Raw genomic sequence first — 25,658 nt, 5'->3', positions numbered from 1 at the left:
CTAAAGTTCGCTTTCAGTTTCCATGTAAATGCTAAAGCGCAAAGCCAGGATGACAGAGAGTGTCTGCGTTGCGCAGATGCCAAGCATGATTGCTATTTGGTACTGGACGGCCTCGATTGGATTGAACCCACCCAATATCTGACCTGTCATCATTCCGGGGAGAGAGACCAGTCCTAGCGTTGCCATGCTGGCAATGACGGGGGAGGCTGCTGTTCCAAGGGCGGCTTTGACGAGTGTGCGGCGGGCTTCTACCTTGCTGGCGCCCATAGTGGTGAGCTGCTCGATAAGGTCTTTGTCTTCCGGTGTTCTCAGGTTAAAGCGGCGTAGTGCTATGACCAGTGACCCCAACGCGTTGCCCAGCAACATGCCTGCGATTGGTATGGTGATTTGAGCTGAGTACCAAGGTACAGGCTTGCTGAGGATGAAGACAAACATTGCGAGGACCGGCAGCATTGCAATCAACATGGCGGCGCTTAGCGGCAAGGTCGATTTAAGACGCGGCATTTTTGCACGTCCAGCCGTTGTCACGGCAGCGATCATCGCCATTGCCACCAGCCAGACGAGGTTGAGCACCAGATTGTCCAGATCAAAGACAGTTTGCAGGTAAAATCCGATGACCAGAAGCTGAACACTCATGCGCGCGATTGAGATGATCAGATCTCTGGATAGCTCCCGCAGCCCCATTGTCCAGAGCAGGGAAAGCGGGATCAATGCGATAAGGTAAAACAGCGCCAGATCGCTCCACGCGACGCTTGTGGTCATTGCGGTTGCTCCTGCTGGCCTGATTGGGGTGTTGAGGCGAGGTCTGGAAGCTCAATCACCTTATCAACCTTGCTGTGCAAATGCGGATCGTGCGTGACAAGCAGCAGCGTGCCAGCGTGCTCCAGCAGTAGCTTTGTGCAAGCGAGTGTGCGGGTTTTGTCCAGTGCAGCTGTGGGTTCATCCGCAATCCATAAGGGACGCTTTAGAAGCAGCGCGCGGGCTAGCACCAGCCGCTGACGCTCTCCACCTGAAAGGCTTTGTGTGGCCTGTGCAAGGGCGGACTTGGGCAAGCCTGCTGTGGTGAGGGCCGCTCGCATCTCGGCTTCGGTGGGTTTGAGCTTCAGGTTTGCTTGAACCTCAAAAGGAGCAACAAGTGCTGCGCGAATTGTATCTGCCAGCAAACAAACGCGTTGTGGTAACCAGTTTAGGCTTTTGTAGAGTTGTTTGCGGCCACCAGTGGTGTAGGGCATGCCGTTAAAAAACACTTGCCCGCTGTCGGGGGCATCCAGCCCTGCAAGGATACGGAGTAAAACGGTTTTGCCGCGACCTGAGGGGCCACTCAGGCACAGTTTATCGCCCTCGTATAGCTTGAAGGAATACTCTTTGAAGAGCTGGTGCCCTTGCCGGGTGACAGAGATTGAGCGGGCTTCTATGAGAGGTACACGCTTTGCGTCCTGATAGGCAGGCATACGGACTCCTGATTACGCAATCAGAGTTCCCTAGTTGCTTCAGGAAATCAAGGGAGGCGTGCTGCTAGGTGGGATTTGTGTTTGTGCGGTGAGTGGGCCGGGCGGCGTTGTCGCACAATAACCAAAGTGCCTTTGAACGCGGCCGCTGCGTTCGTTAAACAAAAACTGTTATCTGATCACGCATTGATCTTGACCCGATAGCCTGTGTGCGTTTGGTCGTAAGGGGCACGGTCCTAGCCAATGCCCCTTACTGGTATTTGCCAGTTAAGAGGTTGGGCTCTTAGCTTTGCTTATCATTGCAGCCTCAGCAGGGGTCAGCTTTCGAGTGCCTTTACCGCGCTTGAGATTAAAAGTAACAGGGTTTGGATAGTGGTCCAGCGTTGCTCCGCTCACTGCATCAACGCCGACGCCAACAATACCACCCACCAAAATGTTGCCAGCCATACCAGCAGCACCTTTGCCGCTTACGCGGGTTTCAACATCAACGACCTGGGTCTGGTAGCCAGGTGCGGATGCGGTGAGGGTGAATTCTTTTTTACGCGATACGTTAATCACACAAGGCCCGACACAAGAATGTGCGGATGTTGAGGTGATCTTCGCATGCTTTGGTTCGACGTTGATTTTGATGTCTTCAGAAGTGCCGCGTACAACTGTGCCGCAGCCTTGCAGAAACAGGCTAGACGCAACAACGCCTACCACAAAATAGGTTTTCAACTTCATATTCCCCTTATTCATTAGGGGCTAAATATGTAGATGTCACAATTTAGTCAAATTTTAATATCATTCGCCTGGGGATAAATTGAAGTTTAGGTTGCGAAATATCTTAGTTCATCTTTCGCGTAGTTTTGGCGCTGCATAAAGCAACCTTATATGTGAGGGTTTGTGCTTTCCAATTGATCTTAAACGTCGTTTCATTTCCCTAATATATTCTTAAATTACGTAGAGTATTCAAATAATTAACTTGATTACTCTTAAACTCTCCGGCAACCAAGATTAAACGGAGGCCGGTAGATGTTTGTCTCGTTCGCCCGCTTACAAATCTATTTTATTGTCGCGCTGCTGCTGGTGGCGGTGGTCTATCCGATCTACTTGTTTGGATCGGTGATGGGACTTGATGGGTTTGATCTGCGCAGGGTGGGCGGTGACTTCTATCAGTTTTTGCTGGCTTCTCGCATGGCAGTCTCCGGGCAGGCAGCGCAGCTTTATGACTTTGGCTGGTTTTACGGCGAAGTGCAGCGAAACGTGGTTGCTGGTTCTGGTTTTTATGCCTGGGTCCACCCGCCAAGCTTGCTGGTGTTTCTGGTTCCGCTTTCCGGGCTGACTTATTTGCAGGCCTATGGTCTTTGGATGGGCTCCGCTGCCGCGCTTTCCATCTTTGTTTCCTTTAGCCGCAAAGCGCCGATCCGGGCTTTCACCTTTTTTATATTTGCACCTGCAACGCTGGTGAACTTGTTTTATGGCCAGTCTGGCATGCTGGCCGGCGGGTTATTATATGGCGGATTGCGGTTGATGGATCGGCACCCGGCGTGGGCTGGTGTTTTGCTTGGGTTTGTGTCGATCAAACCTGAGCTTTTCATGCTTATTCCAATTATTTTGATTGCCTATCGTAGCATTATTGCGCTGTGCGCCTGCGTGGTGACGGTAGCGTTTCTTGTTGATGCCTCTGCTGTGTTCTTTGGGTCTGGTCTCTGGTGGATCTATTTGGAAACAGTACCCTCGTTGCTGACAACTGTCATGGATCAGGGGGAAGGTAACTTCCTGTATCTGATCCCATCTGCATTTGGTGCAGCGCGCGCGCTCGGCTTTTCTGCAACTGCCGGATATATGGTGCAACTGCCCTTCACCATTTTGGCGTTTGTGGTTACGTTCTGGTTGTTCATGCGTGAGCGTGAACCTGTTGCGCGTAATCTGGCTGTCACGCTGTGTGTGTTGTTGGCGACGCCCTTCCTGTTTCTATGGGACTATGCCGTACTTTCTCCGGCGCTTTACCTTTACGCAACCAGAACAGGCTTGTTCGATGAGGACGTGGACTCGCCCTACATGGAATCCATATTACTGTTTGCGGTTTATCTGCTCCCGATCATCAATATTGCATTGGCCGCGCATGGGTTCCCGGTGGGGCCGGTCTTTACTGCGCTGGCGCTGATTGTTGTGATTGCACGTATGGCTGGTGCTGGTGGCCTACAAACAAGTGTAGATGAGAAGACGGAGCAGGGGGATAAATCCGTTTCTGATGAACGGGAAAGTGACGAAGGGCTTGGAACCACCTAAGCTTGAGGTTGCAATTACAAAAGAACGCAGATTTAAGCTGAAAAACGCAAATCCGCGCAAAACAACGCAAAGCCCTAAAAAGACAGGTAACTAACTGAATTTATTGCGTTCTGTTAGTAGGGAGGCTGACGGACAGCACAAAGTGCTGCTAATTCCTGTCTAAATCCAATCAACCGGGTGGTTTGTTATTCCCGGTGACGATAAGAATACTCCCCCGAACCATAATGAAACAGGTGGGTAGACTGGTGAGCCTTGCTGATACTTCTTTGAAAGACGTTGGAGCGCTAACTGCTGAAGAGGCAGCGCTTGAGCTTGAGCGGCTGGCGAGGCTGATTGCTGAATATGATGAAGCCTACCATACACAGGATGCACCTGTTGTTGATGATGCGACCTATGATGCCCTGCGCCGTCGCAACGAAGCAATTGAGACAGCCTTTCCGCAGCTTGTACGCGCGGATAGCCCAAGTGCGCGTGTTGGTGCTGCTGTTGCTGACGGGTTTGGCAAGATCACTCACGCTGTGCCAATGCTTTCATTGGACAATGCGTTTTCTGATGGGGATGTACAGGACTTCATCGGCAAGGTGCGCCGCTTTTTAAAATACGATCCGTTGATGGGTGCGCTTGCTGTTACCGCTGAACCCAAGATTGACGGGCTCTCGCTTTCTTTGCGTTATGAGCGCGGTAAGCTGGTGTATGCAGCCACGCGTGGTGATGGAACCACTGGCGAAAATGTAACAGCTAACGCGCTGACAATTAGCGATATTCCGCAGCAGCTTCCAGCTGGCGTACCGGATGTTGTTGAGGTGCGCGGGGAAGTTTACATGGGCCATGCTGATTTTGCGGCACTTAATGCACGCATGGAAGGCAATGGCGGTAAGGTGTTCGCCAATCCGCGCAATGCGGCGGCGGGGTCGTTGCGTCAGCTTAACTCTGAAATTACCCGAACACGACCACTGAAGTTTTTCGCTTATGCATGGGGCGAAATGAGCGAGGTTCCTGCAAGCACTCAAATGGGCATGGTGGAACTGTTCGGGCAGTGGGGGTTTGAGGTTAATCCGCTGATGAAGCGCTGTGAGAGTGCTGAGGAATTGGTGAAAGTTTATCATGGCATCGAAGAGGACCGCTCCGGCCTTGGCTATGATATTGATGGGGTCGTCTACAAGGTGGATCGGCTGGATCTGCAGGCACGGCTGGGCTTTGTCTCCCGGTCTCCGCGCTGGGCGATCGCACACAAATTCCCGGCGGAACGCGCATTTACTACCCTTAACGCGATCGAAATACAGGTGGGCCGCACAGGCGCTCTCACCCCAGTTGCAAAGCTAGAACCCGTCACTGTTGGCGGTGTTGTTGTTTCTAATGCAACATTGCACAATGAAGATTACGTCAAAGGCATTGGGCAGGACGGTGAAACTATCCGTGATGGCAAAGACTTACGGGTTGGTGATACGGTTGTTATCCAGCGCGCCGGAGATGTTATTCCCCAAATTGTGGACGTAGACTTAGCCAAACGCTCTGTAGATGCGGTTCCATTCCAATATCCTGAAAACTGCCCTGCCTGCGGTTCTCATGCTGTTCGCGAAGTGAATCCGAACTCAGGAAAAGTCGATGCCATTCGGCGCTGCACCGGTGGGTTGATTTGTCCAGCTCAAGCTATTGAAAAGCTAAAGCATTTTGTATCCAGAAATGCGTTCGATATCGAGGGCCTGGGCGAAAAACAGGTCGAGGCATTCTACGAATATGACATGGATAAGGGTGGTATTCGCAGCCCAGCTGACATCTTCACACTTGCTGAACGCGACAAAACTTCCCTTGCAAAACTACGCAGCCGAGAAGGGTTTGGCGCGGTCTCTGCTCGCAAACTGTTCGATGCCATTGATAGTAAAAGACAAATTGAACTCAATAGGCTGATTTTCGGGTTGGGAATCCGCCATGTGGGTGAAGGAAATGCCAAGCTTTTGGCACGCGCCTACACTTCTTGGAATGGCTTTTATGATGCAATGATTTCAGCGACCGACACCACTTCGGACGCCTATCGTGAACTCAATGACATTGACGGAATTGGCGGAACAGTTGCCAACGCTTTACTTGAATTTTTTGCTGAAGCGCACAATCAGGAAGCTCTCGCCGCCCTGACTGCACAGATCTCGCCTCTTGATGTGGTTGTTGCCGATAATTCAGAGAGCCCTGTTGCTGGAAAAACACTCGTGTTTACAGGTAGCTTAGAGCGTATGAGCCGTGATGAAGCCAAGGCTCGCGCCGAAAGCTTAGGCGCGAAAGTATCAGGTTCGGTCTCAAAAAAAACAGACTTGGTGATTGCTGGTCCGAAAGCTGGTTCCAAACTCACTAAAGCGCAAAGCCTTGGAATTGAAGTGATTTCAGAGGATGACTGGTTCGAGCTTGTTGGAGACTAACGAGGCGGATTGCGAGAAAGGCACTATGGCTTTCTCGCAATCTTAAACAGTTCACGGCTTAGGCCTTGTTATTTCTGGAAAAAATAGATGGTGGACTCTCTATTTCTTGCTGAGCGTTGCTTTCAGGCGGATAGAGGCTTCTGGTCTGCCTCCGATGTAGAGAAGCATATTTTTCCCATCGGTTTGAACGCTCATTGGGATTTTGCTTTCAATTTGCTTCTTTAAGGGATCGTAAGCTGCTTCAGCCTTCTCAAGGGCGGCCAGCGCTTTTTCATATTCTTGAATCTTCTTCTTAATTGCAGGCTGGGCTTTAAGCAGTTTCTTGAGCTCTAAGGCTGTATCGCGGTAGTTTGGGTCGGTCTTCGGCTCTTTTTTCTGCGCGCGCAACTGGCTTTCTAAAAGGCGCAGCATTTTGTGTTTTGCTGAAATTTCGTCTTCTAATGTTTTCAGCCCCTGGACGAAGCGGAATGTTCTTGCCTTCTCTTTCTCCAGTGCAGCAATCCTGGCACGCGCTTTTTTCAGCTCAGGGGCATCTTCGACATGATTGTCGTAGGTTAAGCGAATTGCAGCTTTGCCTTGGAATATGAGTTTTTCGAAGCTTGCGCTGTCAGTTGCATGTATGTCCATCCGCCTCTTGATCTCGGCCCAAATGCTAGCTCGGTTCTTGTAAAAGTCGTCGTAGTTTTTGTACTTGCAAATGACTTTCGGCATTTCTCAAACTCCCTAGAGACTGTTTCGATGCGTGGACCACATCGATCATCACTTCAGGGAAGATTGGGCTAAAAAAATTAGCGGGGCTTGTTTCTTGCAGGTTTGATTTTAGGAAAGTTGAAAGGTCTGATTAGAGAGCCTCTTTTTATGCGAAGCAAGTAAAGCCATCAGCGCAACTGGGGCTCTGATGACTTTTTGAGTGGAGTTACAAGGGTTTGATTATCCCAGTTGTTTTTGAATTTCAGACAACATTGCCAAGTGGGTGTGAATGAATGGAACTAAAATAGTTGCGGTGGCAACATCAACATTCACTGGCTTTTTACCCGCTTCCGGCAATTGGACAGACAGAAGCTCTTCATGTCCAGTGATTTCGGTTGAGATATATAGGCGATCAAAATCAGCCCCTGAGGCTGCATCAAGCTTCTGATAGATATTTTCCAGAGCGGCTGGCCGTGCTGGTGGGGTTGCTCCGGTTGAGACAATTACTTGTGAGACAGCGGTTTGCTCTCCCGCCTCAAGTTTTGCAAATAGCTGCACCATCGGGTTGCTTGCCTTCTTCATTGCCAGATCGCTGATTGCGAGCGAAAAAGGGCTTATGGTCAGTGTCTTGGTCGTATACTCGCTTGCGCTATGACTATCTGCCGATGCTGCTGTGACCAGTGCTGGAGCAGCCAAGAGAGTGCCAGATAAACCAAAGAAGGCGTTTCTGCGCGTGATATGTAACTTACCAATATTCATCTTATTCTCTCAGGTTGTTACAGTTTGATTGTTTTTGGAAGAGCGGGTCGCGGTCTGAAGTTTAGTGTTAAGCGCAAGAGGCTAGGCGCATTTTCTCTTTAAATCGCTAAATCACCCTACGGTTTTTCAGGTATCTAGATCTGACAAGAGAAAACATCGCTATGTGAAGTGTGCGAGCCATGGCTCAACCGGCGAAGATATCGTGCAGCACAAAACGATGTGTATCTCTTTGCTGATCCCTCGCTTCTTCAAGGTTGTTGCTATATTGTTCTTGGTTAAGTATTGGAGATTCTCCCTCTGCTTTTAGAGGGGTATGCGTTCAAAGGATCCAACGAGCTCAATGGCAAATTCTTCTGGCCCACTTCATCGCGGAATGCCTGCAAACCCAACTGACCCAGTGGTTGCCCCTCAACCCAAGGCAGGTGGAATTGCGGCAAGGGCCATGGCTGCACGACAAACGTCGATGCCTGCCTATTTGGAAGGGTTAAATGCCGAGCAGCGTGTTGCTGTTGAGACGATCAACGGCCCTGTGCTTGTGCTTGCTGGTGCTGGAACCGGTAAAACCCGCGTTTTAACAACACGTATTGCCCATATTCTGGCAACGGGTCATGCCACTCCGGGACAAATTTTGGCGGTGACTTTTACCAATAAAGCGGCGCGCGAAATGAAAGAGCGCATTGGCACTTATATTGGCGATAACGTAGAGGGAATGGCGTGGCTTGGCACCTTTCACGCGATTTGCGTGAAAATTTTGCGACGTCACGCAGAGCTTGTCGGGTTGAAGTCCTCTTTTTCCATCTTGGATACAGATGATCAGGTTCGGTTGATCAAGCAGATCATTCGAGCTGAGGGACTGGATGACAAACGTTGGACTGCAAAGACATTTGCAGGGCTATTGGACAGTTGGAAAAACCGTGCGCTGACACCTGCGCAGATTTCAGCTGGCGAGGCCCAGAGCTTTGCAAATGGGCTGGGGCGAAAGCTTTATGAGACTTATCAGGAGCGGCTGTCTATTTTGAATGCCTGCGATTTTGGGGATCTGCTTTTGCATTGCATCACCATTTTCAAAGAGCATCCAGACGTCTTGAAGAGCTTCCAGCATCGCTTCCGGTACATGCTAGTAGATGAGTACCAAGACACCAACATTGCTCAGTACCTTTGGCTGCGATTGCTCGCTCAGGGTAACCCGAATGTGGCATGTGTTGGAGACGATGATCAGTCGATCTACGGCTGGCGCGGGGCCGAAGTCGATAACATTTTGCGGTTTGATCAAGATTTTCCGGGCGCGACAGTGGTTCGTCTTGAACGGAATTATCGCTCAACCAGTCATATCTTGTCCGCAGCCTCTCACCTGATCGCACACAACGAAGGGCGCTTGGGTAAAACGCTGTTCACAGATCAGGTCGGGTCTGAGGAAGAAGAGAAAGTACAGGTTGCTTCTGCCTGGGATTCTCAAGAGGAAGCGCGTTCCATTGGAGATGAGATTGAAGCGCTGCAGAACCACGGTCATACCCTTAACGAGATGGCTATTCTGGTTCGAGCCTCCTTCCAGATGCGTGAATTTGAAGACCGGTTTGTAACTTTGGGTCTTAACTACCGCGTGATTGGTGGTCCGCGCTTTTACGAGCGTATGGAGATCCGGGATGCGCTTGCTTATTTTCGTTGTGTGATGCAGCCATCCGATGACCTTGCATTTGAGCGTATTGTGAATACGCCGAAGCGCGGGCTTGGTGAAGCGACGTTGAAGCTTGTCCATGCTTATGCACGTGAGCGTGGAATTCCGCTTATGATTGCAGCCGCTGAGCTGGTACAGACCAACGAATTGCGCCCTAAGGCTCGCTCGGTCTTGGCGGACGTGCTTGGTATGTTTGACAACTGGCGCAATCAGGTTGAGACCATGAGCCATACTGAGCTTGCTGAAGTCATCCTTGATGAAAGCGGATACACTCAGATGTGGCGTCAGGACCGTTCTGCAGAAGCACCAGGGCGCTTGGACAACCTGAAGGAACTTATCCGTTCCATGGAAGAGTTCGAGAGCATGGCAGGCTTTCTGGAGCACATATCATTGGTGATGGATAAGGATAGCGATGCAGAAGAGGACGCGGTTTCAATTATGACCCTCCACTCTGCAAAAGGGCTTGAGTTTGACAGTGTGTTTCTGCCGGGATGGGAAGAAGGTGTTTTCCCAAACCAGCGTGCTCTGGATGAAACCGGCCAAGCAGGCTTGGAAGAAGAGCGGCGTCTTGCCTATGTGGGTGTTACCCGTGGGCGTAAGCGGGTGAAGGTCTGGTTTACGTCTAACCGGCGGATTCATGGGTCGTGGCAGTCCTGTATTCCTTCTCGTTTTCTGGATGAGTTGCCAGCCGACAGCGTAGAGGTGGTTGAAGCTTCCAGTTCTTATGGTGGCTATGGCGCGAACAGTGCAGGTGGTGGGTATGGTGCCAGCCGGTTCGATAACAGTGATCCATTCCAAAGCACGTACTCTACGCCGGGCTGGCAAAGGGCTCGGAAAGCTCAGGCATCAGGCCAAAAATATGGCCGCATGCATGGCGGTAACCAAACGCGTAGAGCCAAAAAAGCTGGCCCGATGACTATTGAAGGCGAGCTGGTTGCCAAAAGCACAACAGAGGCAAGTAGCGACTTTGCCATTGGTGAGCGTATTTTCCATATGAAGTTCGGCTATGGAATTATTGGTGACATTGAGGGCAATAAACTGACTGTTGATTTTGAGAAATCCGGTCAGAAGAAGGTGCTTGATAGCTTTGTCGATCGGACATAAGCTTCAACTTATGCGTTAATTTCCCTTGGGTCATTTTGTGTTATCTCTCTTCTCGATAGAGTTGGGAGGCGGCAATGGATGATGTTGTTATCGCACTGGCGCTGATTGGGGTGGCAGGTGTTGGGGCGCAATGGGTCGCCTGGCGGCTATCTCTTCCCGCGATTGTTCTTCTGCTTGTTGCGGGGTTTTTGATTGGGCCCGCGACAGGGGTTTTGCACCCTACTGCGTTGTTCGGTGATTTGTTGCGTCCAACGGTTGCTCTTGGTGTGGCTGTTATCCTGTTCGAGGGCGGTCTTTCCCTAAATTTTCAAAAAGTTAGTGGTGTTGAGAAGGCCGTCAGAAGACTCGTTCTTTTGGGGGCTTTAAGCGCGTTTTTGTTGGGGGCGTTAAATGCCCATTATGTTGCAGAGTTAAGCTGGCCATCGGCGCTCGTGTTTGCGGCCATCTTAATTGTTACCGGCCCAACGGTGATTATTCCTTTGCTCCGGCAAGCGCGTCTAGAGCGCCGTGTTGCTTCTTTGTTGCGCTGGGAAGCTATACTGGCGGACCCGCTTGGTGCGTTGCTCGCAGTGTTTATGTTCGAAGGGTATCTGGTCTATCATGGCGAACATGGTTTTCAGGTGCTGGCTATTCGTGCTGTTGCTGGCTTACTGCTCGGTGGGGCTGGTGGCTGGGCGCTGGCGCGGGGACTGATCTGGTTGTTTGTGGGAGGGCGGGTTCCTGAGTTTTTGAAGGTGCCGCTGATCTTTATCTGCGTGATTGGATGTTATGCGCTTTCTGATGTGGTGCTGGAAGAATCCGGCCTGCTTACGGTGACTGTCCTGGGGCTTGTTTTGGGCAACTCGCGCCTTGCAAGCCTTGAAGAGCTTCGGCGTTTTAAGGAGGCAATCACCATTGTGTTGGTGTCATCTGTCTTTATTGTCCTAACCGCTTCTGTTCAGCTCTCCAGCCTTGCTCAGTTCGGCCTGCAGGATCTGGCGTTTGTGCTCATATTGCTTTTTGTTATCCGGCCAGTGTCTGTCTGGGTGGGTACTATTGGAGCAAACCTGAGTTGGAAAGAACGGTTGCTGGTGGGGTGGATTGCGCCGCGCGGTATTGTTGCCGTTGCCGTGTCTGGTCTGTTTGCCAGCTCGCTAACTGAGCATGGTGTTGCCGATGGTCGGCGGTTGGCGGTGCTGTCCTTTGCTGTTGTGGTTGCAACTGTTTTTGCCCACGGGTTTACAATCGTTCCGTTTTCTCGCTGGTTGGGGCTCTCCAGTCATGCAGGGCCTGGCTTGTTGATTGTGGGAGCAAGCCGGTTCAGTGTTGCGCTTGCGACCAAGCTTAAAGCTCTTGGAGTTTCTACTCTTACAGTTGAACGCAACTGGGGTAAGCTCCGATTGTCTCGCAATGCGGGGCTGGACAATTATTATGGTGAGGTGCTTTCTGAAGACGTGGAGAATGCGCTTCCTCTTGAAAATTATAGTGTTTTACTCGCAGTCACCGACAATGATGATTACAATGCGCTTGTCGCGACAAACTTTGGGCCCCTTATGGGCCGCGGGGAGGTGTACCAGTTTGCTCCGCCGGAAGAGCAGAGTGAGCAAGATAGGTTTCGGCGCGTCGTGACGCTGGGTGGGCGTCCCTTCCTCACACCTGAGCACAGTTTTTACGATCTTGAGAGTAAAGTCAGGGATGGCTGGATTATAAAGGCTAGTGAGCTGACTGAAACTTATAGGTGGACCGAGTTCTCAAAGGCGCTTCCAGAAACTGCGATCCCCTTAATGTTGATTGAGCCCAATAATAAGCTTCGACCCATGAATGGAAGCGTGAGTGGCACGCCCGCTGTCGGGTCGAAAATTCTCAGTCTTGTTCCGTGTGAATATGCGGCAGAGCGCGAGAAACGCTCCTGAGTACTGGCTTTTCTATGCGTGCCATTCTATACGCCTATTCAATGATTTTTCTTTGAGTTTGGATAGCTCATCAAAACTAAAGGTTTATGCATGGACACGATCCGGGTTCGCATTCCTGCGCCTGAAGCGGAAGCTAAAGCACTATCGGACGTGATGGACGTTCGTTTTGAAGATGATGGTTTCCCGATTGCTGTATTTGAAAGCTCCGCTGATGGTAAATTCTGGACGGCCGAAGTGCTGGTTTTGAATTCCACCATTCACGACGCCACTCAATTGGTTGAAGCGCGCCTGTCTGACCAGTTTGCAGAAGGTAAAATGCCGGTCGATGCGCAGGTTGAAATTCTTCCCGATATCAACTGGGTTGCAAAGTCACTGGAAGGTCTGAAGCCGGTTCAGGCAGAGCGTATTGTTGTGCATGGAGCGCATGATCGCGATGCTGTCGGTGAAAGCCGCATCGGTATTGAGATTGAAGCTGCACAGGCCTTTGGTACAGGCCATCACGGTACGACCGAGGGCTGCTTGCTGGAGCTTCAACGTTTGTTAAAGCGCCACAAATACGCACGGATGTTGGATTTGGGCACCGGGACAGGTGTTCTTGGTATTGCGCTGGCAAAGTTGACAGGCTCTGAAGTGCTGGCAACGGACATTGACCCGATCGCCGTAGAAGCTGCTATCGATAATGCCCGTAAGAATGACGTAGGGCCATTGTTTAAGGCATTTACCGGCGCTGGTGTGGAAGACCGCAGGTTTGGTGAGTATGGTCCATTTGATCTTGTGGTGGCCAATATTCTAGCTAAGCCGTTGGTGCAGATGTCTGCCAAGCTGTGCAGTCATCTGGCGCATCGATCCACATTGGTGTTGTCTGGATTGCGGATTGAGCATGGCCCCCGGATTATTTCAGCTTATGGTCAGCAAGACCTGCGGCTTGTTCACCGCCGTGAAATTGACGGCTGGCTGACGCTTACATTTGTAAAGGGCAATTGGTCGCCCTGATCAGTTTAATTAGATGCAAGTCAGGACCCTCATTGCCTAAGCAGTGAGGGTTTTTTGATGTCTGGTGAAAGTGCAGATGACAAAAAACCTTTGCTTCCTGATCTGGCAATCTGGGAGGAAGTTGCCAGGGAAGCAAAGGTTTTTTTGTGTGCCAAGCAATTGGGAGGAATTTGCTTAGCGCGCTAGATACTGGGAGGAGGCATCTAGCTTTATGAGTGGCATTTCTAGCGCTTACGTAGCTGCTGATGGCTGCCGGCCATTTTTGTCGTGCGCATCACCTTGGGAGGAGGATGATCCGCCGGTCCGCTTTGGGAGGGAAGCAGCCCGTCGACAAGAGGAGTTATCCATTATTTTAGTTTGTAAAAAAAGACATAGTTTCGCATGACGCTTATGCATTTTTTGCATATCTGGGGATTACTATGATCTTAATCTGCATAGACATAAGGTATATCGCTTAGGGCTTATGCTGATTAAGCTCCATTGCGCTCTTTTGCCTGCCGGGAACCCTGAAAATCCATTGAGGAGCTTTGAATTGATCTGTTGAGTTGTGGTGCGATCAGCATTAGCCTCACAGCTATGTTTCAGAGCTTCGATACAGTAAATGATAAATCTCGCGGGCCGGTTCGATTGGCCGCGCTGCGAGAAGAGCTGGCCTCTCGTGGGCTTGACGGGTTTTTGGTGCCTCGCGAAGACGCGCATCAGGGAGAGTATGTGCCTGACTGTGATTGCCGGTTGGAATGGTTGACCGGATTTACGGGATCTGCTGGTGTTGTAAGCGTCTTGGCTGATCAAGCCGCGATCTTTGTCGATGGCCGCTACACCATTCAGGTTCGTGAGCAGGTGGAAGAAGATGCATTTGCTTATCGCCACCTTCATGACGAACCGCTGAGCGCATGGTTGCTTGAAAATGTCTCAGCAGGCCAGAAGATTGGCTATGATCCAATGCTTCACACTGTGCGGCAGGTTCGTAACTTGAAGGCAGTTGTTGAGAAGGCTGGTGCTGAGCTGGTGGGTCTTGAGACCAATCCAGTGGACAGTGTTTGGGCTGATCGGCCAGAAGTTCCGCTTGGCGCAGTGAATATGCATCCATTGCAGTATGCTGGTGAAAGCGCTGCAGACAAACTGAAGCGAATTGGCGACGCTATTGCTGAGAATGAAGCTGATACTGCGTTGTTGACCCAACCAGACTCTATTGCCTGGTTGCTGAATATTCGCGGAAGCGATGTCACGCACACACCGCTCCCATTGTCTTTTGCGCTGGTTCCTTCCAAAGGGAAGCCGTCTTTGTTCATTGACGGGCGTAAGCTTTCCAATGAAGTTCGCGATGAGTTGAGTGAGCTGGCAGATATTGCTGGACCAGCTGAACTGGTGCCGGCTTTGAAAGCTCTTGGGGCTGATGGAAAGCGGGTTTTGATTGATACTGGGCTTGCTGGACAGGCGCTTTTCGACGCGGTTTGTGAAAGTGGCGGCGAAGTCGTTGAAGGCCAAGAGCCAACACTGCTGCCAAAGGCTGTGAAAAATCAGGCGGAGATTGAGGGAGCTAAAGCGGCGCATCTTCGCGATGGGGTTGCTTATGCAAGGTTCCTTGCATGGTTTGAGAAAACCGCGCCTTTGGGTGGCTTAACTGAAGTTATTGTTGCGCAGAAACTTGAAGAGTTCCGGCGCGAGACTGGTGCGCTCAAGGATGTCTCTTTCGATACGATCTCTGCTGCTGGCCCTCACGGGGCGATCTGCCACTACCGGGTAAGTTATGACAGCAACCTGCAGATTGAGCTCAACAGTGTCTACTTGATTGATTCTGGAGCGCAATATGAGGATGGCACGACAGACATCACTCGTACACTCGCAGTTGGTGCTGTGACTGGCGAGCAATGCAAGCACTTCACGCTGGTCTTGAAAGGGCACATTGCCATTGCCACCGCGCGCTACCCTGTGGGTACAACCGGATCGCAATTGGATACGCTTGCTCGTATTGAGCTATGGAAACAGGGTCTCGACTTTGACCATGGGACTGGTCACGGTGTTGGTTCGTACCTGGGAGTTCATGAGGGACCGCAACGTATCTCTAAAGCGCCGAACAACATTGCTCTGAAGCCAGGTATGATCCTTTCCAATGAACCAGGATATTACCGTGCTGAGGAGTACGGCATTCGGATTGAAAACCTTGAGCTGGTAACGCCTGCTGCTGGAATCGTTGGCGGTGATCTGGAGATGCTTGGCTTTGAGCCTTTGACGCTTGCTCCAATTGATCTGCGCATGGTCGATACCAAGTTGCTTTCTGAGTTCGAACTGAATTGGCTAAATGCCTATCATGGACGCGTGCGTGAGCTGGTTGGGCCTTTGCTTGACGAAGAAACACGCGCATGGCTGGATGAAGCGACCCGTCCAGTTGCATAGTTCTTACAGCTTCTAGGACAAAGCTAAAAACCCCGCTCTGGTTGGAGCGGGGTTTTTGCTTTTAAGGCTTTGTTTGAAACGGTGAACGCTACAGACTTCCAAACACTGCCATGAGCGAGTGGCTTAAGGTGGGCTGGATGCTTCAGGGGTTAGGCTTAGCGCTTTCAAATTGCGAGAAAAGCCGTTCTTAAAACAACAACACAGACTATGCCGATTGCCATGGCGGCGAGCATCGGCAACTTAAGGGCGGCAAGGGCTGTTGCTGCGGTAGCTGTGGTCTCTGCAACGCCAGTTGCAAAGGCCATTGGGGCAACGACTGACATTAAGATCGCAGGTGGAACAGCTTGTAATGCTGCTTCAGTGCGGTCAGAGAACACAACGAATTTTGTCAGGATAAGGCCCGCAATTCGGGTTAGGTAAGTGCCTAATGCCATTGCCACAATGGTAAAGAGCACAAGGGGATCAACGGAAAAGATTTCTGAGATCATAACTGTTGCGCTCCTTCGAATTTAGAGAGGCTTTTGGGCTTTTCCTCATGCTGGATTGAGGCGGCCACGACGCCAGCTATTGCACCTGCGATTATATACCAGGCACCGGGAACGAATTTGTTGGTTAGCACTGCTGCAAGGCCACTGGCGGCTAGAATAACGCCCGTCTTTCGGCCTTGCCAAAAATTCATGACCAGACAGATGAAGAGCGCAGTAAAAGCAAAGTCTAGCCCATATTGGGAAGGATCTCCCATAACTGCCCCGACAAGACTGCCTGTAAATGTTGCGATCTGCCATGTGATGTACAGTGTTGCTCCAACCCCCATATAGAAGCTGAAGGAGGTTCTTTGTTTCATGGCCCTTCGTTCAGACAGCGCCCAAACCTCATCAGCCAGAATGAAGAAGCCGATATATTTTTGTAAGGGTGTCCAGTGCCCAAGCTTGGGGGCGAGCGAGGCACTCATGAGCACATGGCGCAGGTTCACCAAAAACGTTGAAAATGCGATTGTGAACCACAGCACTGGAGTAGACCAAAGGTCAAGTGCCACAAACTGAGAGCCTCCGGCAAAGACAAGAGAGCCCATGAGGAGGACCTCGAGGGGAGATAAGCCCTTTTGAGCTGCAAGAGCGCCAAACAGCAAGCCAATCGGAGCGACGGCAAAGATGAGGGGAAAGAAAGTTGTGACGCCGAGAATAAATTCGTTCGGGCTTGTGTTGGTCACTGACTTGTTTTGATTATTTTTCACAAAAGCCTCCATAAGCTCATACGGTTTTAGAGGAGGCAGTTGGTAGCGTCTTGAACAAAATTGCTATTTTTAATTTATTGATATCATTGGGTAATTAGATGGAGGTGACAGACCTTTGGAATGCAGCAGGTGTGGTGCCGATACGAGATTTGAATTGTCGTGTCAGGTGAGCCTGATCGGCAAAGCCGCATAGAGTTGCCGTTTCGCTTGGTGATGACCCTCTAACGAGGAGGCGCCTTGCGTTGCGGATTCTTACATCGGTCAGGTAGGCATGAGGTGTTTGGCCGGTCGCTTTTTTGAAGGAACGGATCAGGTGATATTTGGACCGCCCTGCGAGCTTTGCCAGATCGTCGAGATGGACGCTCGCCATAAAGCTCTCCTCCAAGTATTCACGTGTGAGCTGAATTGCGATTGGGTCTTTTGTGCCTATTTGGTTTTCGTCGAAGCTTGCATATTTGGCGAGCATCCTAGCGAAAATCATATAGAGCGGCTCTTCAGCTTCCAGATCAACAGCTCGATTTTGTACGGACTTATGCGCTTCAATAAACTCTTGGCATAACAAAGGATCATGGACGCGAGCCTCTGGAAAATATGGAGTTCCATTTTGAGGCTTATCTGTCAGGTCTTCTGAAATTTTCTGTAAGAGTGAGACGCTCGGATATGTCATCCGGTAGGTGTAACCATGGCCCTCGGGTATGCCATCGTGAAGCTCAAACGGGTTGACGAAGACCAGATCGCCAGGGCCTGCAAAGATCTGCTGGCCACGCTGCCAATAGTACTGACAGCCAGACAGGATCCCTCCGACAACGAACGTATCGTGCGTATGCGGCTCATAAACATGGGTTTTGAAGCTGGCGGCAAGGCATTCCAGTCCATCGAAACGGGGTGCACTCCAAAATTGTGCATTCTCTCCCGTATGTAGTGGCGTTGCTTCTAATGCAGCTTGTTGAGTTACTGTCTTCATTGACCCAAATTACCTAGCAATGACATTCGTGTCTTGAATGAAATTGCTGTCTTTATCGAAATGGGTCAAGGGAGATTATCTGTACTTTGCCTAGCGATGTTCCTCAACATTCGCCTGGATGAGTGCCGAGTTGAAATAGCGCAAAGCTTTTATGTGGCTGGCATACCCTATAATTTTAGTGGGTTCTTTCGGATCGATGACGGGCAATGTTGATTTGCCAGCATCATCAAATGTTTTGAGAGCTTTTTCGAGTGTGTCCAGTGGTGCGAGGAACGAGCCTTGAGATTGTGGATCAAATGTGGTTTCACCGTCAGCTCTTGGAGGGTCTGCGAAGTCCTCTACATGCACAATACGCACCAGCCATTTATGGGCGCCATCTTGAAGCATTACACCGCGCATTTCTAACTGCCAATGGAAGTAGGAGCGTCCGTGGATCGCCTGATTGAGACCGGTGGAGATGGAAACGGCAATCAGCAATGCAATGGAAAGCTCATAGCCACCGGTGAGTTCAAACACGATCATTGTGGTTGAAATTGGAGCGCCCAGCACTGCCGATGCAACAGCTCCCATACCCAAGATAGCATAGAGGCCGTGACTGGACGCCATCTCTGGCAAGTTGTTTGCTGCAATTATGCCAAAGGCCCCACCTGTCATCGCTCCTAGATACAGCGAGGGCGAGAATATTCCGCCACCAAATCGCGAGGCGAGAGTGATTGCAGTGGCTGCCGTTTTCGCAACAAGCAAGGATAGCATCAAGGTGAGGGGGAGTTCTGAATTGAGTGCGCCATCTGTGGCCTCATATCCCACGCCAATGACTTCAGGGTAGAAGACCGCGATCGAGCCAACCATCAAACCGCCAACAATGGGTCGCAACCAGACTGGCATTTTCACGTTGCGTGCGATCCAGTCGGACCCGATCAGCGCGAACTGGAAGGTGATGGCTACAATTGCGCAAATTATGCCAAGCAATACAAATGCTGGGAACTCCCAGTATGTATTGATTTGATATTCAGGAACAATAAAGGCCGCTACATCCCCAAAATAGAGGCGGGAGACTAATGTTCCCATCGCTGATGAAAGCACGATGGGAACAAACGCTGTCATTGCGTAGTGTCCCAAGATCACCTCATGCGCGAACAAGACCCCTGCGATGGGCGCGTTAAAACTTGCAGAAACAGCGCTTGCCACACCTGCTGCCAGTAAAATTCGCATTGTGGAGTCTGGCAGGTTTAACTTGGAAAATATTGAAGTGCCAAGCGTAGCGCCCAGATGAACCACGGGACCTTCGCGGCCAGCACTTGCACCGCTGCCAAGTGAAATGAGAGTGATGAATGCCGAGCTGATGCCGGGCCAGAACGGCAGGCCAGTGCCGCCATGTGCACGCGCTTCAATCACATCGGCCACGCCGCCAGCACGCTGCTTTTTTTGAATTGTGTAAAGGAGCAAACCAACGATTACACCGCCAATGGTGGGCGCAAGAATGATTACATACCAAGGCTGCTCGCTTGCAGCGCTGATCATGCGCTCTGATGTCGTTCCAAGCCATGTCCATTGAACGAGGCTTATCCCGATACGAAACAGAATTGCCGAACCACCTACAGTGGCGCCGATGATGAGTGCCAGAAACCACACAAGTGGCAGCCGCGATGACATGAACAGACGTATATTCGGCTCTATCCATTTATATGCTAGTTTCATTGCGGTTTTCAGCACGTTAGCTCGGTTAAGAATAGTTGCTTGATGCAACAATGAGTGACTGGCATCTTCTTTAACGAGATTCCCTAGGAAACGCCAATCAGGAGATGCTTTCAATTGCTGATTGATGCGCATTATTTTCCATAAGCACTGAGAAACACTTAAAGACCGGCTTTAGCCAATGCGGTTTTGTTGGGTGTGAGGGCTATGGTCTCGCCGAAAGCTCAATAGAAATGGTGAGGCAGGCCACTATAATTCGTTGAAATGCCGTTGGCGAACTACGCGCTCGTGCTAATATTGGGAACGATGCTTTGTACCGGGAGCGGTTGAGGCGAGAAGGGAACTGCAATGTCTTTGCCGGGTATGCAGCTTGAATTGACGCGTAATGAAGAGGGCATCAGCAAAACGATTGCTTTGTTGACTGAACGGTTTGGCGAGCGTTGTCAGACCTCGATGAGTTTGCGAGAGCAGCACGGGCATACAACCTCATGGCTTTCTAACCAGCCTCCGGATGCTGTGGTCTTTGCGCAATCAACCGAAGAAGTGTGCGAGATTGTCAAACTTTGTGCGCGCCTACGTGTTCCCCTTATTCCGTTTGGGAGCGGGTCTTCTCTGGAAGGGCATTTGAACGCGCCGTACGGCGGTATCTCGTTAGATCTTTCTCAAATGAACCAGATTGTCGCGATTCACGCGGAGGACCTGGACTGTGTTGTGCAGCCGGGTGTGACGCGAAAGCAGCTGAACGCATACCTTCGCGATACCGGCTTGTTCTTCCCAATTGATCCAGGTGCTGATGCCACGATTGGGGGGATGGCTGCGACCCGCGCTTCAGGAACCAACGCTGTCCTTTATGGCACAATGAAAGATATGGTTTTGGCGTTGAGCGTGGTTATGCCAGATGGAAGCCTTGTGAAAACCGGGAGCCGCGCGAAGAAATCCTCTGCTGGTTACGACTTGACGCGGCTGATGGTGGGCTCTGAAGGCACGCTGGGCATTATCACGGAAATTACGCTGAAGCTGAAGGGTATACCTGAAGCAATTTCAGGCGGGATTGCTTCCTTTGATAGTATTTCTGACTGCTGCAATACCGTTATTGAGGCTGTGCAATATGGTATTCCGATTGCACGCATTGAGCTGCTTGATGCTTTAACAGTCCAGTCCGTGAATGCCTATTCACAGCTGTGTCTACCAGAATCACCGTTGCTTCTTGTGGAATTTCACGGCTCGGAAGCGAGCGTGAGGGAGCAGGCTGAGCGATTTGGTGAGATTGCTGCAGAAAACTCTTTGAAAAAATTTGAATGGACGACCGACCCAGAAGAGCGCAGTCGGCTTTGGGCAGCCCGCCATGATGCGTACTGGGCAGGGCTTGGGCTTGCCCCAGAGCGTACAGGACTTTCGACAGATGTATGTGTGCCAATCTCTCGCCTTGCAGACTGTGTGACGGCCACACACGAAGACATCGAGAAAAATGGTCTTATTGGCCCGTTAGTTGGCCATGTGGGCGATGGAAATTTTCATGTCCTCGTGTTGACCGATATGAGTGATGCAGCCGACATAGCAAAGACGGAAGCGTTTGTGGAACGCTTAAACTACCGGGCAATTGAGATGGGCGGTACATGCACTGGCGAGCATGGTGTCGGGCAGGGGAAGATGAAGTATTTGCCTACAGAGCATGGAGCAGGCGTGGATGTGATGGCGGCGATTAAACGTAGTTTAGACCCGCTGAATATCATGAATCCTGGGAAAATTATTGCCTTAGATACCAAGTAAACAAGTGCCATAAGCACGCACTTGCTCTGTTCCATTCGTAAACATTGCCTTAAGTCGTTGCTGTCGCCATGCTCGTGCTGTAATTCACATAGACAAACAAGTGTTTGCATGCAGCTCAGAAGCGGACAGAACGGCAAGGCGTGACGTTTGCGTTGGGTAAAGGAGCTTAACGTTGAATTCGGTTTATATCACCGTCGGTGGGACTTTGATCTTAGCGCTGTTTATTGCGCTGGTTGGCCCTTTGGTCATCGATTGGTCAGCTTATCGGTCGATGTTTGAAAGCTATGGTGAGAAGATTCTGGGGCACGAGGTGACGATCCTTGGTGAAACAGATGTCCAGCTTTTGCCTGCTCCTTTTGTGAAGCTCTCTGATGTGCGTGTTGGTGCGGTGGAAGACCCTTTGATGACCATTAAAGGGTTTGAAGGACGTATCGAGCTGCCTTCGCTTTTACGTGGAGAAGTGCATGTTACCCAGATGAAGCTCACAGAACCAGAGCTTAACCTTTCTCTGGATGAGGAGGGGCGCCTTGATGTTCTGCAGGCAAGCTCCCGTCGCTCTGTTATTTCTGAACTGGACCCTGCTTCCCTCGTTCTTGAAGCGGTTAGTGTTGTTAATGGCTCTGTCGCGCTGACTGATGCACGAACCGGCGAAGTTCACCAGGCAAAAAATGCAAACCTTGAACTTTATGCTGGTGGCTTACAGGGGCCGTTCAAGGCTGAGGGAGCCCTGCGATATGACGGAGTGCCTTATACGCTGAAGATCGGAAGTGGCCGACTTGAACGCGGTGGTCAGATCCGTATCAAAACTCAGGTTTACCCTGCAAATGTTGCAGCTCAGTTTACGACAGATGGTTTCCTTAAACACGAAAATGGCGTGGTCTCTTATACCGGTGATGTTGAGGCTCAATCTGTGCGCAGTGAAGGCTCTGAAAAGCTTGAGTGGGCGGGCAGGAGCAAGTTCACAGTAAATGGTGAGCGGCTGGAGCTGACCGAAAGCACGTTGCGCCTGGGTTCAGAAGATCGGCCAATCACAGCTGAGGGCGGCGGAGTTTACCAGTTTGGTCCTGAACGACAATTTCAGGCGGTCGCAGAGTTTAAACAAGTGGATCTGGACCGCATGATTGGCGGTGGACCGCAGCATCCTTTGGTGCCGGCAACTGAGGTGCTGGCAAGAATTACAGGCGGATTACAGGGAATTCCATTGCTGGATGTGAAAGGTCAGATGGACCTGAACGTTCCGGTTGTTGTTGCTGGGGGCTCTGTTGTTTCGAATTTGAGTGCACTGCTTGAAGCGACAGGGACGGGCTGGAAGATTGAAGAGCTTTCAGGTGAACTGCCTGGTGGAAGCCAATTTCAAACCAGCGGCTACCTGAACCTGAGTGATTCCGCTGGGTATCAGGGGGATTGGGAGGTTGCCTCTCGGCAGCCGCATCAACTGGCGCACTGGTGGCTTGGCGAGCGTAAGGATGCATCTAAGCGTTTGACCTCCGTGTCTTTGAAGGGACGTGTCGAGGCGGGCTCTGGTGCTCTGCGTCTTCCAGATTTGCGTATCGATGCAGGAAATGTGCGCAGTGTGGGGCTGATTTCCTTTGAGCACCCATTGGATCGCAGCCCGCTCATCACGGTTGATATGGATAGCGACCGTGTAAATCTGGATGAAATCCAGCGTTATGTTGAGGCCTTTACTGGGAAGAAGATCAAGCCAAGCGCGGTTGATATGTCTGTGCGCCTTTACGCTGACGAGCTGGTTGCCAGTGGTGTGAATGCAAAGAGTATGGCTGTAAGCGCGAGTCTGAGCGAAGATGCGCTGTCTATCGAGCAGCTGAAAATACGCGATTTTGCAGGTGCTTATGTAGACATGAAGGGCCGTATTGATGACCTAAGTACGACGCCTCAGGGGAACATCAAAGGAACGTTGACAGCATCATCTTTGGGTGGTGCCGTGGCTGTGCTTGAAGAGTATGCGCCTGATAATCCACTCATTGAACGGTTGAAGGTTGCTGCGCCCGCTCTGGCACCTGCAAAGCTGCAAGCTGAACTGACTGCTTATGCTGAAAAGGGACGGACAGACATGTCACTGAACCTTTTTGGTGAGGTTGGGGTCAGTGATCTTGATTTGAACGGAACCTTTGAAGGCCGTATTGATGACTTTGCTGAAGGCGATCTTTATGCAGAAGCTACTCTTGGCGGAAAAGATGGCGTTAAAGTGCTTCGACAGCTTGGTTTCAGCGCTATTCCAATTACGCAACTTCACCCCGGCGAAGTTCGACTTTCTGTTTCTGGAAGCCCGCGCGATCAATTAGGCTTTGGGTTTTCCAGTGACCTGGTGGGTATGAAGATAACGTCAGAAGGGACAGTGCGTGTCCCGCAGCGCTCTGATGCAGTATGGAGTGCTGATGTTGCGCTACAATCTGATGATTTAGCAGCCTACGGATTAGCATTTGGCAAAGTATATCCAATTTATGCTGGTCCACTTACAGTCAACCTATCTGGCAAAGCTGCCGGAACCGGTCGTACCTTCACGCTTTCTGATTTGAAGGGTCAGTTAGCAAATATGATTTTAAAAAGCGACCTGGAGGGGACCTGGAGCAAGACTGGCCCGGTTAAAGCCTCTGGAAAGCTGGAGTTGTCTGAGCTTGATATGCGCAGCCTGAGTGAGTTGCTGCTGGGGTCTAATGTTTGGGCGGGAGTGTTGCAGCAAGATTCTGTCTGGTCGTCTCAGGCACTGGGGCAGAGCCTTATTGATGGGGTGGACCTAACGCTTGATGTGAAGAGCGACAGAGCGGTGTTTAGCGATGAGTTTCGTCTTGATGCAGCAAGTGGTCAGCTACGCCTGCGCCCGGACTTGCTTTCGGTTAGCAAAGGTGCGGGCCGGTTTGCTGGCGGCACATTTTCCGGTGCATTTGATCTACAGCGAGATCAGGGGCAGGCTACTCTCTCTGGTCGCTTCCGATTGGATGATGCTGACTTTGCCGAACTGGCCTGGACAGATGACGGGCGTGCATTAGCAACCGGGAAGCTGCAGGCAATTACCGAGTTTGAAGGCAGTGGGCGTACGATTTCAGGTTTGGTGGCAGGACTGTCAGGTGGTGGCACCTTTAATCTCACCGATGGAGAGATCCGCCGTGTTAACCCTGAGGCTTTTGATCTGGTTATCAAAGCAGCGGATGCCGGGCTTGAGCTGGATGGGACCGCTATTCAAAAAACCTTTGCCGATCACCTTGATGCTGGCTCTGTGAAATTTAATCGGGTTGATGGATCCTTAGGGATTGCCAGTGGCCGTATCCGCGCGCGTAACATCTCAGTGGATACTGCGGGGACCACATTGTTTGGTTCCGCGCTTATCGATTTAGAAAAGTGGGAACTAAATGGTGATGTTTCCATGAAAACACGCGATGAGGCTCAAAAGGTTGCTGGAGCAGAGCCGCAGGTTGCTATTTTATATTCTGGGTCACTGGAAAGCCCGAGGCGTAAACTGGATACAGGACCGTTACTTTCCTATCTAAACCTGCGGGCAATTGAGCTTAACGTACAGCGCATCGAAGAAGAGCAACTCAGAATTGCCGAGCAAGAACGCATGCTCGATGAACTGAAGCGCAAACAAGAGGAAGAAACCACACGTAAAGCCAAGGCTGTGCAAGATGCAAAAGAGAGTGCTGCGCGAGCCGAAGCTGACGAAGCAGCCCGCAAGGCCAAGGCGCTGGAGGCTCTAGAGCTTGCTGAGGACGCACAAAGGGCCAGCGAAGCAGTAACCGTAGAAAGTGAACAGAAGACATCTGTTCAGGACTTTGGGGCACGGATTCGCTCGGTTCTAGAGGGAGATGCCTCTGCAAAAAAGTCAGGTAGCCCCTCTGTTTCGATTGTGGATCCACCGAAACCGAAAGCGAAGTCTGACTTACCTGCCTTGGACGCGCCAGTGTTGATTGGGGATGTTGTTGAAACGACAGTTCCGTCTGGCGAGATAGATTTACTTGGCCCGATTATTCAGTCAGGTGCTCCGAAGAATCTCGGCATATATGATGCTGGAAATGATAATCAGATTTTAGAGGGCCCGCTGCAGGATTTACCAGCGGAGGGACGTGGCGCACCTAAGTTTATTGAATTGCCAGGTGGGCGCTTGTTGCAGGTTAATTAGTGTTTTTAATTTGAAAGTGTTTGAGTACGGCAACGCGAATACAGCTTGAAAGATTGTTATCGGGGGTTCTTTCATCATCGATCGCAGCGATGGTTGCTGTGATGTTCTTTTGCTGATGACGGGCCAAATCTTCCAGGCCTGTCCAGAACTCTGGTTCCAGCGTAATGCTGGTTCTATGTCCATGCAGTGTTATAGAGCGTTTCTTGAGGCTCACTGA

General features: G+C 50.9%; 18 protein-coding genes. 8 read left to right on the top strand and 10 right to left on the bottom strand.

The features are described 5' to 3' along the window. The 3 genes from BMZ51_RS13930 to BMZ51_RS13920 form a co-directional block, all read right to left on the bottom strand. Positions 1–762: an ABC transporter permease gene (locus BMZ51_RS13930; protein ID WP_068002395.1), complete on the bottom strand. Its 762-nt coding sequence runs from the start codon at positions 760–762 to the stop codon at positions 1–3. Beyond that, positions 759–1,451, bottom strand: a complete 693-nt coding sequence (locus tag BMZ51_RS13925; protein WP_068002392.1) for an ABC transporter ATP-binding protein — start codon at positions 1,449–1,451, stop codon at positions 759–761. Before BMZ51_RS13925 ends, BMZ51_RS13930 begins: the two co-directional genes overlap by 4 nt. Before the next feature lie 264 nt (positions 1,452–1,715). Continuing rightward, complete coding sequence (locus BMZ51_RS13920; RefSeq protein WP_068002389.1) at positions 1,716–2,171, bottom strand: translation initiation factor 2; 456 nt, start codon at positions 2,169–2,171, stop codon at positions 1,716–1,718. A 291-nt stretch (positions 2,172–2,462) separates the two neighbouring features. On the opposite strand from BMZ51_RS13920, the gene BMZ51_RS13915 reads away from it, so the two are divergent. Both BMZ51_RS13915 and ligA read left to right on the top strand, forming a co-directional pair. Beyond that, a complete protein-coding gene (locus BMZ51_RS13915; RefSeq protein WP_068002387.1) occupies positions 2,463–3,722 on the top strand; it encodes a glycosyltransferase family 87 protein in 1,260 nt (419 codons plus the stop codon). A 266-nt stretch (positions 3,723–3,988) separates the two neighbouring features. Further along, positions 3,989–6,133 (top strand): NAD-dependent DNA ligase LigA, encoded by a 2,145-nt coding sequence (gene ligA / locus BMZ51_RS13910; RefSeq protein ID WP_420848458.1) that lies wholly within the window; start codon positions 3,989–3,991, stop codon positions 6,131–6,133. A 99-nt stretch (positions 6,134–6,232) separates the two neighbouring features. Here the strand turns inward: ligA and BMZ51_RS13905 are convergent, their stop codons facing one another. Together BMZ51_RS13905 and BMZ51_RS13900 are read right to left on the bottom strand one after the other, a co-directional pair. Then, on the bottom strand, positions 6,233–6,844 hold the full coding sequence (locus BMZ51_RS13905) for a hypothetical protein (protein ID WP_068002384.1): 612 nt from the start codon (positions 6,842–6,844) through the stop codon (positions 6,233–6,235). A gap of 219 nt (positions 6,845–7,063) precedes the next feature. Beyond that, a complete protein-coding gene (locus BMZ51_RS13900) occupies positions 7,064–7,582 on the bottom strand; it encodes a DUF4142 domain-containing protein (protein WP_068002381.1) in 519 nt (172 codons plus the stop codon). Positions 7,583–7,955: 373 nt separating this feature from the next. Between BMZ51_RS13900 and BMZ51_RS13895 the strand changes: the two genes are divergently transcribed. The 4 genes from BMZ51_RS13895 (at position 7,956) to BMZ51_RS13880 (ending at position 15,643) form a co-directional block, all read left to right on the top strand. Further along, on the top strand, positions 7,956–10,361 hold the full coding sequence (locus BMZ51_RS13895; protein ID WP_068002857.1) for an ATP-dependent helicase: 2,406 nt from the start codon (positions 7,956–7,958) through the stop codon (positions 10,359–10,361). A gap of 74 nt (positions 10,362–10,435) precedes the next feature. Further along, complete coding sequence (locus BMZ51_RS13890; RefSeq protein ID WP_068002378.1) at positions 10,436–12,253, top strand: cation:proton antiporter; 1,818 nt, start codon at positions 10,436–10,438, stop codon at positions 12,251–12,253. A gap of 90 nt (positions 12,254–12,343) precedes the next feature. Next, complete coding sequence (locus tag BMZ51_RS13885) at positions 12,344–13,246, top strand: 50S ribosomal protein L11 methyltransferase (protein ID WP_068002374.1); 903 nt, start codon at positions 12,344–12,346, stop codon at positions 13,244–13,246. 576 nt (positions 13,247–13,822) lie between these two features. Then, positions 13,823–15,643 carry an aminopeptidase P family protein gene (locus tag BMZ51_RS13880; RefSeq protein WP_068002371.1) on the top strand — a complete coding sequence of 607 codons (1,821 nt, stop codon included), beginning with the start codon at positions 13,823–13,825 and terminating at the stop codon, positions 15,641–15,643. A gap of 164 nt (positions 15,644–15,807) precedes the next feature. Here the strand turns inward: BMZ51_RS13880 and BMZ51_RS13875 are convergent, their stop codons facing one another. The 4 genes from BMZ51_RS13875 to BMZ51_RS13860 all read right to left on the bottom strand — a co-directional run bounded on the left by BMZ51_RS13875 (position 15,808) and on the right by BMZ51_RS13860 (position 19,539). Continuing rightward, positions 15,808–16,131, bottom strand: a complete 324-nt coding sequence (locus BMZ51_RS13875) for an AzlD family protein (RefSeq protein WP_068002368.1) — start codon at positions 16,129–16,131, stop codon at positions 15,808–15,810. Continuing rightward, the gene (locus BMZ51_RS13870; RefSeq protein ID WP_068002852.1) at positions 16,128–16,877 is read right to left on the bottom strand and encodes an AzlC family ABC transporter permease; all 750 of its coding nucleotides are present in this window, start codon (positions 16,875–16,877) and stop codon (positions 16,128–16,130) included. Before BMZ51_RS13870 ends, BMZ51_RS13875 begins: the two co-directional genes overlap by 4 nt. Positions 16,878–16,971: 94 nt before the next feature. Beyond that, positions 16,972–17,841: an AraC family transcriptional regulator gene (locus tag BMZ51_RS13865; protein WP_068002365.1), complete on the bottom strand. Its 870-nt coding sequence runs from the start codon at positions 17,839–17,841 to the stop codon at positions 16,972–16,974. A gap of 90 nt (positions 17,842–17,931) precedes the next feature. Then, positions 17,932–19,539: a chloride channel protein gene (locus tag BMZ51_RS13860; protein WP_068002848.1), complete on the bottom strand. Its 1,608-nt coding sequence runs from the start codon at positions 19,537–19,539 to the stop codon at positions 17,932–17,934. Between the two features lie 345 nt (positions 19,540–19,884). Here BMZ51_RS13860 and BMZ51_RS13855 point away from each other — a divergent pair, with 345 nt between their 5' ends. Together BMZ51_RS13855 and BMZ51_RS13850 are read left to right on the top strand one after the other, a co-directional pair. Then, positions 19,885–21,306, top strand: a complete 1,422-nt coding sequence (locus BMZ51_RS13855; protein WP_068002362.1) for an FAD-binding oxidoreductase — start codon at positions 19,885–19,887, stop codon at positions 21,304–21,306. Between the two features lie 172 nt (positions 21,307–21,478). Beyond that, positions 21,479–25,441, top strand: a complete 3,963-nt coding sequence (locus BMZ51_RS13850; RefSeq protein ID WP_068002359.1) for an AsmA family protein — start codon at positions 21,479–21,481, stop codon at positions 25,439–25,441. Here the strand turns inward: BMZ51_RS13850 and BMZ51_RS13845 are convergent. Then, a complete protein-coding gene (locus BMZ51_RS13845) occupies positions 25,434–25,655 on the bottom strand; it encodes a ribbon-helix-helix domain-containing protein (RefSeq protein ID WP_068002355.1) in 222 nt (73 codons plus the stop codon). The genes BMZ51_RS13850 and BMZ51_RS13845 overlap by 8 nt on opposite strands. Positions 25,656–25,658 lie beyond the last annotated feature (3 nt).

It is taken from the genome of Pseudovibrio axinellae, assembly GCF_900110875.1.
Lineage (GTDB): Bacteria > Pseudomonadota > Alphaproteobacteria > Rhizobiales > Stappiaceae > Pseudovibrio > Pseudovibrio axinellae.
This window is presented reverse-complemented; position numbering and strand designations above follow the sequence as displayed.